This is a genomic window from Methanococcus voltae (assembly GCF_017875395.1).
GTDB classification, from domain to species: domain Archaea; phylum AGJL01; class Methanococci; order Methanococcales; family Methanococcaceae; genus Methanococcus; species Methanococcus voltae_C.
In genome coordinates this window covers 236,709-250,039 of sequence record NZ_JAGGMO010000002.1, presented here as the reverse complement: position 1 = coordinate 250,039, position 13,331 = coordinate 236,709, and the positions used below count along the sequence as shown (strand labels likewise).

Annotated in this window: 15 protein-coding genes; 10 read left to right on the top strand and 5 right to left on the bottom strand. The window is 27.3% G+C overall.

The genetic code is table 11. The features are described 5' to 3' along the window. The first annotated feature begins 236 nt into the window (after positions 1 to 236). The 5 genes from J2127_RS03505 to J2127_RS03485 all read left to right on the top strand — a co-directional run bounded on the left by J2127_RS03505 (position 237) and on the right by J2127_RS03485 (position 4,744). The gene (locus J2127_RS03505; protein ID WP_209732136.1) at positions 237 to 710 is read left to right on the top strand and encodes an RNA-binding domain-containing protein; all 474 of its coding nucleotides are present in this window, start codon (positions 237 to 239) and stop codon (positions 708 to 710) included. Positions 711 to 959: 249 nt separating this feature from the next. Next, the gene (locus J2127_RS03500) at positions 960 to 1,622 is read left to right on the top strand and encodes a winged helix-turn-helix domain-containing protein (RefSeq protein WP_245326437.1); all 663 of its coding nucleotides are present in this window, start codon (positions 960 to 962) and stop codon (positions 1,620 to 1,622) included. Between the two features lie 282 nt (positions 1,623 to 1,904). Continuing rightward, complete coding sequence (gene sppA, locus J2127_RS03495) at positions 1,905 to 3,089, top strand: signal peptide peptidase SppA (protein WP_209732132.1); 1,185 nt, start codon at positions 1,905 to 1,907, stop codon at positions 3,087 to 3,089. A 180-nt stretch (positions 3,090 to 3,269) separates the two neighbouring features. Further along, positions 3,270 to 4,022: an ATP-dependent sacrificial sulfur transferase LarE gene (gene larE, locus J2127_RS03490; RefSeq protein WP_209732131.1), complete on the top strand. Its 753-nt coding sequence runs from the start codon at positions 3,270 to 3,272 to the stop codon at positions 4,020 to 4,022. Between the two features lie 224 nt (positions 4,023 to 4,246). Continuing rightward, on the top strand, positions 4,247 to 4,744 hold the full coding sequence (locus tag J2127_RS03485) for a hypothetical protein (protein ID WP_209732129.1): 498 nt from the start codon (positions 4,247 to 4,249) through the stop codon (positions 4,742 to 4,744). A gap of 83 nt (positions 4,745 to 4,827) precedes the next feature. Here J2127_RS03485 and J2127_RS03480 read toward each other — a convergent pair whose 3' ends face one another. The 3 genes from J2127_RS03480 to cgi121 all read right to left on the bottom strand — a co-directional run bounded on the left by J2127_RS03480 (position 4,828) and on the right by cgi121 (position 7,919). Further along, positions 4,828 to 5,586, bottom strand: coding sequence for an undecaprenyl-diphosphate phosphatase (locus J2127_RS03480; protein WP_209732127.1), 759 nt, complete (start codon positions 5,584 to 5,586; stop codon positions 4,828 to 4,830). 285 nt (positions 5,587 to 5,871) lie between these two features. Further along, a complete protein-coding gene (hisD, locus tag J2127_RS03475) occupies positions 5,872 to 7,146 on the bottom strand; it encodes a histidinol dehydrogenase (RefSeq protein WP_209732303.1) in 1,275 nt (424 codons plus the stop codon). Positions 7,147 to 7,382: 236 nt separating this feature from the next. Then, positions 7,383 to 7,919: a KEOPS complex subunit Cgi121 gene (gene cgi121, locus J2127_RS03470; protein WP_209732126.1), complete on the bottom strand. Its 537-nt coding sequence runs from the start codon at positions 7,917 to 7,919 to the stop codon at positions 7,383 to 7,385. Positions 7,920 to 8,122: 203 nt separating this feature from the next. Between cgi121 and J2127_RS08540 the strand changes: the two genes are divergently transcribed. After that, a complete protein-coding gene (locus tag J2127_RS08540) occupies positions 8,123 to 8,389 on the top strand; it encodes a DUF362 domain-containing protein (RefSeq protein ID WP_209732124.1) in 267 nt (88 codons plus the stop codon). A gap of 98 nt (positions 8,390 to 8,487) precedes the next feature. Next, positions 8,488 to 9,114 carry an IMP cyclohydrolase gene (locus J2127_RS03460; RefSeq protein WP_209732122.1) on the top strand — a complete coding sequence of 209 codons (627 nt, stop codon included), beginning with the start codon at positions 8,488 to 8,490 and terminating at the stop codon, positions 9,112 to 9,114. A 107-nt stretch (positions 9,115 to 9,221) separates the two neighbouring features. Here J2127_RS03460 and J2127_RS03455 read toward each other — a convergent pair whose 3' ends face one another. Next, positions 9,222 to 9,671: a MarR family winged helix-turn-helix transcriptional regulator gene (locus J2127_RS03455; protein ID WP_209732120.1), complete on the bottom strand. Its 450-nt coding sequence runs from the start codon at positions 9,669 to 9,671 to the stop codon at positions 9,222 to 9,224. A 569-nt stretch (positions 9,672 to 10,240) separates the two neighbouring features. Here J2127_RS03455 and flaK point away from each other — a divergent pair. Continuing rightward, positions 10,241 to 10,942 carry a preflagellin peptidase FlaK gene (gene flaK, locus J2127_RS03450; RefSeq protein ID WP_245326435.1) on the top strand — a complete coding sequence of 234 codons (702 nt, stop codon included), beginning with the start codon at positions 10,241 to 10,243 and terminating at the stop codon, positions 10,940 to 10,942. Between the two features lie 87 nt (positions 10,943 to 11,029). Then, positions 11,030 to 11,434, top strand: a complete 405-nt coding sequence (locus tag J2127_RS03445; protein ID WP_209732118.1) for an Rpp14/Pop5 family protein — start codon at positions 11,030 to 11,032, stop codon at positions 11,432 to 11,434. Positions 11,435 to 11,533: 99 nt separating this feature from the next. Here the strand turns inward: J2127_RS03445 and surE are convergent, their stop codons facing one another. Then, entirely contained in the window at positions 11,534 to 12,343 is an 810-nt protein-coding gene (gene surE, locus J2127_RS03440) for a 5'/3'-nucleotidase SurE (RefSeq protein WP_209732116.1), read from the bottom strand. Positions 12,344 to 12,865: 522 nt separating this feature from the next. Between surE and J2127_RS03435 the strand changes: the two genes are divergently transcribed. After that, positions 12,866 to 13,231, top strand: a complete 366-nt coding sequence (locus J2127_RS03435) for a PH domain-containing protein (RefSeq protein ID WP_209732115.1) — start codon at positions 12,866 to 12,868, stop codon at positions 13,229 to 13,231. Positions 13,232 to 13,331: the final 100 nt, after the last annotated feature.

Sequence of the window (13,331 nt, the reverse complement as noted above, 5' to 3'; positions counted from 1 at the left end):
TTATTTCTTAAAATACCTATCGAAAAATGTAAACTTAATAAATAATGGGATACTATTACTAGATTATTAAGAAATTATTACTTATTACTTATTAGTTAGTAATTATTAATTATTGCATATTAATTATTAAGTATTACATGAATTTTAAATTAATAGGATATTATTGATAGTATTTACATTGATAGTATTGGTAATACTTAGTAATATTTACTTCTATAAGATTTTGGGGGCATATTATGATTATAAACTTACGAGCATTTTTAAAACCAACTGAAAGCTATGATAAAGTTGCTAAAGCAATAACAAACATATTTCCTGACGCAGAACTAACTTTGGAAGACCAAAAATATGTTTTGGGAACTGCAAAAAATATAAATGTATTTAAAAAATTATTAAGAACTGAAGAAATATTAGATACCGGAAGAATGGTTTTAGAAAGAGGAGCTTCAGACAAATTATCTAAGTTTTATATAAATAAACAAGCTGCTTTTTCAAATACGTTAAATTTCGATAAAGACGTACACGGCGGTATTAGAATATCAATTGTAATTGATGAACAGGATGAAGAAGAGTTTAAAAACTCAAAAAACTATAAATATTACGAAGATTATGAAGGAGACGTTAGTCCTGCATTGTTACATTTAATTAAAGGCATTGCACCAAAAACTAAACACGGATATATAATCAATGAATACGAATTAGATGAATAAATTGGACGAATATTAATTATAAAATAAACTAAATAAACTAAATAAATTAAAATAAACATAAAATAATCTTTAAAGTAATTTTTAAATTATTATTTTAAAAATGAAAAATAAAAATAAGTAATATTCAGATACAAATAATAATTTATAAAAACAACCAATATTATAAACTAATAGACTAACGGTATAAAAACCAAAATTAATTGTGATTTATACAACATAATTATTTATATTTATTTGATGGGTGAAGTTATGATTAGGTATGTAGCATACAAAATAAAGCCTGAAGAGTTTTTAAACAATGAAATATCCAATAAAGCTTTAAATTTGGATGGAAAATATATTCACAGGGTTAGAATATTGGGAAAAGCTTCTAACATTACACAAGAAGGTGTAAAAACGTTTCAAGTAAATGAAGTTGTTGTTAAGGATTTTGAAAATACTTCCGAAAATAAATTCCAAGAAGGAGATTTAGTGGATATAATCGGAAGAATTGGTATTTACAATGAAGAAAGATACGTTTCTTTGGAAGTTATCAGTAATAAATCCGAAAATGCTGAAAAATGGATTCAATTTAGAGAAAAGGAAATCGAAGAAACTAGAAAATACGTAAGTGACGAAGGCAACCAAACATACAATAGAGATGAGTACCAAGAAGGCGAATTTTCCGGTTCCGGCGGTTCATCAAACGATGGATTTGGAGATATGGAAAATGAAGCTTTAGAAGAACTTTTCGGCGAATTGGATGCTAAAGATAAGGTATTAGATATTATAAAAAATAATAATGAAATAGGTTATTATGATATTATAGATTTGGCAGAAATATCTGAAGAAGAATTAGATGGAATTTTGGAAGAATTAATCGATAATTCCGAAATTTATGAACCAAAACCAAGAGTATATCGTGAAATGTAATTCTCTTAAAATTTAGCTTAAAATGCCATTTATATGAAATTTATTATTTTTTCTTATTTTTCTTATTTTTCTTATTTTTTTATTTTTTCATCTATTTTTATTTCTTTTATAATGTAATTTACCATTTTTTTTATTATACTTATTTATATTTTGATTAGGATAATAGATATTGTGGATATATATTTTTTTAAATGTATATACAAAAATGTATGCCTTAATTTAGTTTACTTTAATATAGTTTAATTAAAACAAATTTACACATACAACATAAAGAGGTACATTATGACGTTCGAAGATGAATCAAAACATGATTCCGAAAATAATCAAAATGAATTGAACGATGAACCAAAAGATAATAAAAACAATGACGTAGTTGCAAATGAAGAACTCGAAAACTTTAAAGAATTAAATGATGAAAAACCAATAAATAAATTCACAAATATGGATAATCATAACGATAAACATAAAGATAAACACAATATAAAACCTAAAGATAAAAATAAAGGTAAAAATAAGAATTCTAAAAGTTTAGTGTATTTATTTATTGTAATTATTGTAATTGCAATATTGTTAACAAGTTCATTATACTTCGTAAATTTACTCGGGTCTGAAGAAGAAGACGCAAACATTGCATTAATCGATTTTGACGGTGTTTTATATTTAGATACGCCTCAAGATGATTTATTCACGGAATACCCTCCAGACGTTTATGATTACATTGATTGGTTGGATGAAGCCGAAAATAACCCTGATATCAAAGGGGTAATCATAAAAATAAACTCGCCTGGCGGTAGCAGTATAGCAAGTACTAAATTAGCTAAAAAAATAAAAGAAGTATCTCAAACTAAACCTACGATAGCATACATTGAGGCTGTGGGTGCATCTGCAGCTTATAGTGCAGCATCATCAACCGGATATATCGTGTCCGAAAAAGAAGCAATTGTTGGTAGTATCGGGGTAAGAATGGACATCTTACACTACTATGGTCTAATGGAAAAAATAGGGGTAAACTCTACAATTATCAAAGGTGGTGAATACAAAGACATTGCTTCACCATACCGTCCAATGACTGAAGAGGAACATGCAATGTTGCAAAGAATGGTTAATAATTCATATGTGGAATTTGTTTCGCAAGTAGCGGAAGATAGAAATATGACATATGAACAAGCAGATAATCTTGCACAAGGTAAAGTTTACGATGGTAGAGATGCGTTAACGCTCGGTTTAGTCGACGAAAATGGAGATTTCGACCAAGCAATAAATATATTGGCAAAACGTACAAACTTATCAATTGATGAAGTATCAATTAAAACCTATTCAAAAGAAGATACTCGGGCAAGTACATTATTTGGATTTAGTTCAAAAGAAGCTTTTTATTACATCGGTAAAGGCATAGGTTCAGAAATGAGCCGTAGTTTTTCACAAGAGATGTATGAAAACTCTAACAATTATGAATTAATTCAATAGTTTACAATCAATAGATATTACTTAAGGAATAAATTAAAAGAATAAATTAACTTATTTAAAAATCGAAATATACACAATATTTGGATTAAGGCATTATTCAAGGATATATATTAGATTAAATAATATATTCAAAAATAATAAAACCTTATTTCAAATATTTTTAATAATTTAGGCGAAAATATGGATAAAGAAAAATTTAAAGATATAAAAAATTTTTTTAGGGGCAAAAAAGTAATTGTTTCTTACTCTGGTGGAGTAGATAGTACTTTAGTAGCAAAATTGGCTCAAAATGGAGAAGATTGCGTTGCAGTAACTATTGATAATGGATTTTTTTCAAAAAGTGCTTTGAAGTACGCTGAAAAAAAGGCAAAACTAATGAATTTAAAACACGTTTTTATCGATGTTAACCAATTAGATGAAAATGCCTGCGTAGAAAATAGATGCTACGAATGTAAAAAAATAATGGCAAAAATTTTAACAGAAATAAAAGATCAATTAGAATTTGATATCATTGTTGACGGCACTATTTACGAGGATCTTTTAGAAGATAGACCTGGTTTAGATGCTTATCGCGAATACGGGATTGTTTCACCATTGGCAGATAATAAAATAACTAAAGATGACGTACAAGAATTTTCTTACTATTTGGGTTTAGATATTCCAAAAAAAGAAACTTGCATAGCTACACGAGTCTTAGACAGCCCGATAACTAAAGAAAAAATGCAGATGTCAAAACTTGCAGAAGATTTTATAATGAATCTTTTGGATATTACAGGTTATTTTAGAGTTAGAACTTTAAAAGACATTGCAATAATTGAAGTAAGCAATAAAGACGCACAAAAATTTTTGAAAACCAACATATTTGAAGAAATTGATACAAAATTAAAAGAATTAGGTTATCAAAGAGTTATGTTGGACTTAAGTTTAAAATAATGCTAAAAAAGGAAATAAGAAAATAATCGTAAATCATTAGAATACTATCAATAAATATAATACTTTTTTTGTTTGAATTTTTGAAAATCTAATTCCAAATATTAAATTATAAAAATCATAAAATTCATAAAAATATATGTAAATTTGTATTTTTAAATCAATAAATCATTAGATAAGTAATTAAATAATCAAATAATCATAAGATGAATTGCGGGGTGTTGCCATTGAGCAAATTAACTGAAATAGTGGCTATGGCTACAGGGATTTTTTTACTAGGTTTTGAAACAGCTTTAGGATATCCTATCATCTTAAAAGCTACTGAAGTATCGGGCGGGGCTTCAAATGGAATATCATCGTTGGGAAGTTTGGGGATGTATGAAAAAGAAATTTATTTGTTATTTATTGTATTGCTACTTTTAATAGTTATATTATTGATATGGAAGAGATATAAGACAAGCGAATTTGGAAAAAAGGGTTCAAATGACGATAAATTATATAATTATGACGAAGAAACAGAGACCCTAAAAGGCGATATGAAAAAAATGGGAAAATTAAGCGACACGATTGACGAAGGGGATAAAGATATTAATAATCAAGAAAATCGGGATATTAAAAAATCAGATGATGACCTCAATATGTTTAAAGACTCGAATATTACATATAATTTAAAAAATAGTACTAGTATTGAAGTAATATACGAGAAAGAAGAAGAAAAAAAGTAAAATGGGTAATAATGTCGCTAATAATGTCAATAATATTATTACTAATATTGATAATACTGGCAATAATATTACTAATGCCATTATTATAAGAACATTATTACCAAAATTGACATTATAATACAATAATACCCAAATATTTTTAATTTATTGTTTATTATCAATTTTTTAACAATTGATAAGGCGATTAATCCTGAAAGCGTGGCAAACACTAGTCCAACAATTGAGTCGAAAGTTAATGCTACGTCGCTTAATTCAAGAACTCCAGCACCTGCTGTAACAGGTAAACTCATTATAAAGGAGTATTTAAACGCGTCCTCTTTTTTCATCCCCCTATATACGGAAGTGAATAGGGTAGAACCACTACGTGAGATTCCCGGTAATATTGCGAATGCCTGGGTAATTCCAACTAACAAAGCGTCTTTATGGCTTATATCATACATGGATTTAGTCCCATGGTTTATTTTATCAGACATAATCATCATAATACCCGTAACGGCTAAGAATAAACCGATAAATTTTAAAGAACCGTAAAATGACGTAAAAAAGTTTTTTAATAGTAATCCTACGATAACGGCAGGTATTGTTGATATAATTAATTTAAAGCTTAAATCCATAGATGATTTATCTTTTTGAACTAATCCTTTGGTAATTTCAATTACATCGTCTTTAACGAACATAAAAACTGCCAAAAAAGTAGCAAAATGCAAAGCTGCAAAATAACTTATTTGTGGCTCAATTGACAACAATTTGGAGATAATTGCCAAGTGTCCAGAACTTGAAACGGGTAAAAATTCCGTAAATCCCTGGACTATGCCTAGTATAATTTGTTCAAATCCTAACATGTTTTCACTTTTTTTGTAAATCGTAAATTCTTTACTTTTATTTTTAAATTTTTTTTAAATTTTCAATGTAAATATTTAGAGGTATTTAAAATCGTATTTATTGTATTTTAAAACCAATTAAAATTATGGTTAAAACCAATTTTAAATCTTTCATATATTTAAAAAATAATAATATCAAATAATATTGTATTTGTATTCATATTTTTAGTATTGCTAGTATTATTATTTGATATCCTATCTATTTACGATATTATTTATAGATTGGTATGTAGTTAATTCTTGCATCTATTGTAATCTACCTTTAACTGCTTCAGCGTGGTTGTATAGACCTTCTGCTTCCGCAATGGTAGTTACAATATCTGCAATACTTTTTAATCCATCTCTAGTTAATTCTTGAACTGTAGGCTTTTTAATAAACGTTTCTACGCTAAGTCCAGAGTACATTTTTGCACATCCTGAAGTTGGTAAAACGTGATTTGTACCGCTTGCATAATCTCCAACAGGCACTGGTGCATAGTGACCCAAAAATATGCTTCCTGCATTATTGATGTATTTTAAAACTTCCCTTGGATTTTTAGTCATTATTTCAAGGTGTTCCGGAGCATATTCATTTGATAAGTCGATACACTGGTCTAAACTACCGTAAACTATTGCGGAATTTTCCAAAGCTTTTATTATTATTTCCTTTCTCTTAGCATTCTGTGCAGTTTCAATTATTCTGTTCTTGATTTCAACCGCTTTATCTTCTGAAGTGGTTGTAATCACACAAGACGCATTAGGGTCGTGTTCAGCTTGTGCTAAGAAATCAAGGGCTACATAATCCGCATTTGTTTCTTCGTCACAAATTATTAAGACTTCTGATGGTCCCGCTGGGAAATCAATTGCTACTTCACCGTAAACTAATTTTTTAGCCGTTGTCACAAATATGTTACCCGGACCTACGATAATATCAACTTTAGGAATGCTTTCAGTACCGTATGCTAAACTTGCAATTGCTTGAGCACCCCCTAGTTTAAAGATGCTATCTACCTTACAAATATCGGAAGCCACTAAGGTTGCGTAATTACCCTCGGTTCCATTTGGGGGGGACGTTACAACAACTTCTTTAACACCTGCAACTTTTGCAGGAATTGTGGTCATTAATACAGATGATGGATAGAAAGCTTTACCACCTGGAACATAACAACCTGCTTTTTCAATAGGTCTTATGATTTGTCCCGTACTGATTCCATCTTTTTCTAAAGCCCATTCTTTTAAATTATCAAATTGAGCTTTGTGGAACTCGTAAATATTTTCGTGAGCTTGTTCTAAACTACATACGACTTTAGAATCTACATTTTCATACGCAGTTTCAATTTCTTCTTTTGTAACTCTAAAATTCTCGATATCTACACCATCGAACTTTTTTGTATATTCTTTCAATGCAGAATCTTTATTTTCCCTAACATTTTTGAGGATATCGCCCACTATTGGCAATATATTGTCCATATTGGTCTTATTTCTATCCATTATTTTTTGAAGTTCTTCTTCATTTAAATCATCAATTTTTTTAAAAATAATCATAATGTCCCTCAGTTAATTTCTAAGATTAACACATAATTAAAATATAATTAAAATATAATTAAAATATAATTAAAATATCATAAGTCTTAGTATATTATATCTAAATTTGTATAGTTATATATAAATATGTACCATATATTAAGATATTTAAATTTAAAATTTCATTTAAAATTTCATTTAAAATTTCATTTAATATATCAATATATCAAATATATTCAGCATATCCCCTATACCTAAACTTTACACTCTACAATAGCTATTTCTTCAATAACTCTTTTAATCAAGTCATCAACTGTATAAACGTTTTTTAAGCCGTATATACTAACTATGTTTTTGAATTTTTCGTCGTTAACATTGTCAGAAACATTTAAAAATTCTACAACATCTTTTTGAATATTTCCGCCAATTTTATCGATAATAACTTCTGCAGTTTCTTCATCTTTACAGATGAGGCATACATTGCCGGACTTTGCACCCAATAATTTAATAGCTGTTGATATTTGCCGAGTGGCGGAAGCCCTCACTAATATCTCCACCCAAAAATTATTTGAAATATTTTTTTTAGTCATAGTTTGCAATATACTATGTTTAATATGTTCAATAGTAGCTATACAATCCGCATTTAACATTTGAAATTCAAATTTCTTGTTTAATTGAAATACATCATTATTAATAGTTGCATCCTTAATTCCAAGTATTACAAATGTTTCGCCATTGATTTTAAATTTATTTTTTTTAACTATTTCGTTTTCGTTTGTAATTTCATTCATAATATCGCCGTATGATAAGAAGTGTATGGTATAATTATAGAATAATTATAGATAATAATTATAAATAATATTTAATAAAATAACACATAGTATATATTAATGTACATTAGTAATTACTTATGGTAATTAATTATTAATCAATTAACATGAAATAAAATGAGATAAAATCAAATTTGCATTTTTTAAAATTAATAGGGTAAATTATGTCAACAGCAAATGATAAATTTGGAAATATAAGTGAAAATAATAATAATAATAATAATAATAATAATAATACCAATAAAAATACCGATAAAGACTTTTCTTTAGAAATTGGGGATAATTGTGTGGGTTGTGGGGCTTGTGTTCCATTTTGTGAGCAAGAGGCAATAACTGCACTCGGTAACGCTACAATTGATACCGAAAAGTGTATAGAATGTCACATTTGTATGGATTACTGTACAATAGGTGCAATAAATATAATAGAATAAAAAATATTAAAATACTAAAAATAAAATAATAAAATATTAACGTGGAAAAATAATAATATAATATAAAAAGAAATTATTTAATTAATTGGTGATTTATAATGTATCTTGGAAGATTTTTAATATTGGGTAAAACAGAAGAGGGTAATCCTTTTGTAACCTACAGGGTATCAAGTAGAAGTTTCCCAAACAGAGTTTCAAAGGAAATGGACGAAAATACAATAGCAATAATCCCTAAAGATTTGGAAGAAATATTCAGAAATACTTATATTACTTATAATTGTGTTAAAATAGTAAACGATGAAAAAAACGGTATGGATACAATCGTAGCTACAAATGGTTCGCAAACTGATATTATTGCAGATAAAATTAAATTGGGCTTACCAATAAGGGATGCACTCTCATTGTCCATGATAGGAATGGATTACGAAAAGGACGATTACAATACGCCAAGAATATCCGTAGTTTTAAACAAAGAAGAAGCTTACATGGCATATGTGGCAAAAGACGATATTAGAATTAAAAAAGTAGATTTAGAAGAAGGTAACGCTTACTATTTAAGTGTTTATGAAGCTTGTAAGATAACAAGTCACCAAAAAATAGCAGTAGATGTAAAAACCGCTGAAGAAATCTCTAAAAACATTATGGAGCACGAATATTTCGAGAATCCTGTAACCTGTGCAACAGTTATGATTACAGAAAACGGTATTGAAAAATCATTACTTTAATTTTAAATATATAAATTTATTTTAAATAATATTTTATTTTATTTTATTTTTTAATTTATTTTAAAAAAATAGAAAATAGTTTTTATTTTATATTTTAATCTGATTTATTACTTGTTATGGTTAAGTAATCTATTATGAACGTTATCATATAATTTCACAAGTATTTTTTTAACTTCTTCTTTTTCCTGTTCACTGAAGCCTTCTAAAATATCATTGTTTAATCCAATAGCTTTTTCCCAACAGCATTCTTTGAATTCAGCACTTTTTTCAGTTAAGTAAATTCTGTTTATCCTTGCATCTTCTTTATCAACAACTCTTTTGAGGAAACCTTTTTTCTCAAGACAGTCGATTAATCCTGAAATTGAAGATGGTTTTATGCCCAAGTATTCATGTATTTCAGACTGTGTTAAACCGTCTTTTACCCATAAGCAAGATAATACTCTAAATTGTGAAGATGTAATTTCGCAATCTTTTAATAAACTATTGTTTAAAATGTTTAATTCCAAATGTATCAAATAAATGTAGTGGGATATTAAATCATTAGGAGTATATTTCAAATTATCACCTTTTTAAATTATACCTAGTAGTTGATATTTTGTGAGATTGATATAATTTGATAAGTTGTTATGGTTATGTTTATGGATTATGCTACATATTTTTCATATCTATAGTATTTTATTTCATATTTGCCCATACGAATTAATATAAAAATTTTATAATTAATTACTTATAAAACTATTATGTTTATTCATATATTTGAATATACGTTTAACTATTTAATAGTTTATATTAACTCGGTGAATATATTTAGTATTTTGAATTTTGAGATTTGCCATTACTATTAATATTTATTAATATATTTAGAATTCTAACGTTAGGGTTATAATTTCAATTCTAATTTTTTAAAAAAATTTAATAATGTGCACCAATAAATACATTCGAATGTAAAATATGTATCTTCCTATATATTACTTTCGCTAATAATCCTAAAAAGTTGCTATATTTCCAAATTTGTAATATATTAATAATAAATATTAGATAATCCAAATAAACTATAAAACAATAATTATATGATATAATATAAAATTATAAAATAATATAAAATAAAAATTTAAAAAGTGATAACTTGATAGCATACGCAATAGGACTTTTGGGATTATTAATTGCTTCTATACAGGATATCAAATCCCGAGAGATAGAAAATTATATTTGGATAGGAATGGCAGTTATAGGATTGATTTTATCCGCATACTTATCATTCACGACAGGCAACTTCATGCCCATATTCTCTTCAATATCTGGGTTTATAATATGCTTTATAATTGGTTATTTAATGTTTGTATTAGGCATCGGTGGTGCGGATGGTAAAATATTAATGGGGATGGGCGCATTAATTCCAAGCTACGCATTTCCAGTATATTCTTCACTTCAGCCACTATATACTATGGAATATATACCATGGTTCCCATTGTTGGTTTTCTTCAACGGTGTCATATTAATGATTGTATTACCAATATATTTGTTCTTTAAAAACCTTTCAAACGGTGTAAAACCTAAAAAATTGAAAGAATACGTTTTAATGTTCGTCGGTGAATACATAACCGTAGCAGAAGCTAAAAAAGGAAACAAAGTAGTATTGGGAAAAGGAAAAGATGTTAAACTAATACCTTCAGTAAATGATGATAAAAATTATGATTTGTCAAAGTACAAAGATACGCAATATGTTTGGGCAACGCCTGAATTGCCTTTATTAGTGCCAATTGCATTATCCTACATCATAACGCCGTTTTTAGGTGACAAAGTACTTAGTATTATATTACCGATGTAATCTAGTTAGTATATAATTTAGTAATCTAGTTAGTAACCTAATTAATAATATAATTAGTATATGACTTAATAATTTAAAGGTTGAAACATGTTAAAGACATTGCCCCCTACATTAAGGGAAAAAAAGAGATATTTGGCTTTTGAAATACTTCATAAGGAAGAACTTTCAAATGATGATGTCATAGGAATAATTAGAAGTTCTATAATTGAGTATTGTGGATTTAAAGAATGTGCTACTGCTAATCCTTGGTTAATTGACTATAGCAACGGAATGGGAATTTTAAGAGTCGAAAGAACACAAGTTGACAACGTAAAAGCTTCCTTAATCATGGTAAGCCATTATAAGCGAAATCCAATAAATATACGAGTTATGGGAGTTTCAAATTCTATAAAGAATATCAGAAAAAAATTCTTACACGTTCCTCACGAGCCATATTATAAGATAATTCAAAGAAAAAAACGAGAATATCAAAATAAGTTAAAAAAACAATAATGTGAAATAAGAATAATAAAAATAATAAAAATAATAAAAATAATAAAAATAATAAAAATAATAAAATAAAATTAAAAAATAAAAAGAAATTAAATATTTTTAAATTAATTTATCAGAATATTCTTTTTTAAACAATTCTAAATTTTTCAAGGTAGTATCTAAAGTAAGAGGCGTAATTGAAACATTATTTTTATTTCTAACGGCGTGCACATCCGTACCTTCTTCTTCGTCATATACTGGGCTACCATCAATCCAGTAGTAATCTCTGCCTCTAGGGTCTTTTCTCTGGTCAATATGGGTAGTATACATTTTTTTAGCGAGTGTAGTGATTTCCCAAGGTGTTTGAGCATCTGCTTCATGCGGTACATTCACGTTTAAGACATCACATCCGCTATCAAATACGTTACCGTCAATAGATTTTTTAAGCACATTGCTCAATATTTTAGCTGAATTTTTAAATTCAACAGGAGCATGACCCTCATTAAATTTAATATCGTCAGTTTTAACCTGTAATGAACAAGCTATTGACTTAGCACCGTGATGAGCCCCTTCAAAAGCAGCTCCTAAAGTTCCGGAAGTGGTGATTTCAGTACCTAAATTTTCACCAATATTTATTCCAGATATCACGTAATCTGGTATTCTATCAAGTATCTTAAATATTCCAAGAACAACACAGTCTGTAGGCGTTCCAGAAACGGCAAAACCTTCGGTACAGTCTGGAAGTTTAACTTTTGTTATCCTAAGGGGTTCAAATAAACTTATAGCTCTTCCGATACCACTTTGTTGATTTGAAGGAGCTACAACAGTCACATTTGCATCAAAATTGCTTTCCAATGAATTTTTTAATTCCAATAGTCCATTCGATTGAATTCCATCATCATTAACTAATAATATATCAATTTTATCCACATTATCACCAAATATTATTTTAAATTATATTTTTAAATTATTTTATTTTTGATAGCTATAATTAAAAATATGTCTTTAAATATTATAAATATATTATAAATGTTTAAGTTTTATATAAAATAACAGGTATCTTAAATATAACTCAAAAAAAAATAAATAAATAAATAAATAAATAATGTAAAAAATAAAATGCTCGATGATGATTGTCATCTCTACTGAAGTCAATATTGCCATCATAGTGTATCGGATTATGAGTTTATGGCAATTTGAAAATGATGAATACACAGATACTGAGAGCACCCTTTTTTAAACTTCATTTTAAACTTTATTTAGATTAAATTTACCAATTTATCCTGTATTTCAAGAGTTATTTTTATTTTTTAAGATATATACTATCCAAATTAAATGAAAAATAATATATAAAAAGAATAACAGAAAACTTGTATAATTAACAATATATAATGCCACATTTTATTAAAATTAATGTATTAATACTCAAAAAAAATGAAAATGAGGGTACATATGACAAATGTTGTAAAATTGGGCTTTTTTGGAAAAGACAATAAAGGAAATGAAAATCCATTTTTTAAAGAATTTTTATTGGATGGGGAAGAAATATTATGTTCATTTAAAGGATTGCGTGATGAATTGGTATTTACTCCGTCAAGAATAATAATGATGAATGCACAAGGATTAACTGGAAAAAAGAAAGAATTTAGGTTTTTTCAATATAGTAAAATTAATAGCTATGCTATCCAAAATTCCGGAACATTTGATTTAGACAGTGAAATAAAGCTTGTGATTGGAAGTGTGGAATACGAATTTGGGTTGGGAAAAGGCGTAGATGTAATATCTATCGGAAAATTAATGAGTGGATTAATCCAATAATATCTTTTTTATTTTTTATTTTTTATTTTTAGCTTATTTTTATTATATTCGGATGTTCAAATATGTTCAAATATATTTTTAATTAGATTTTATTCATAAA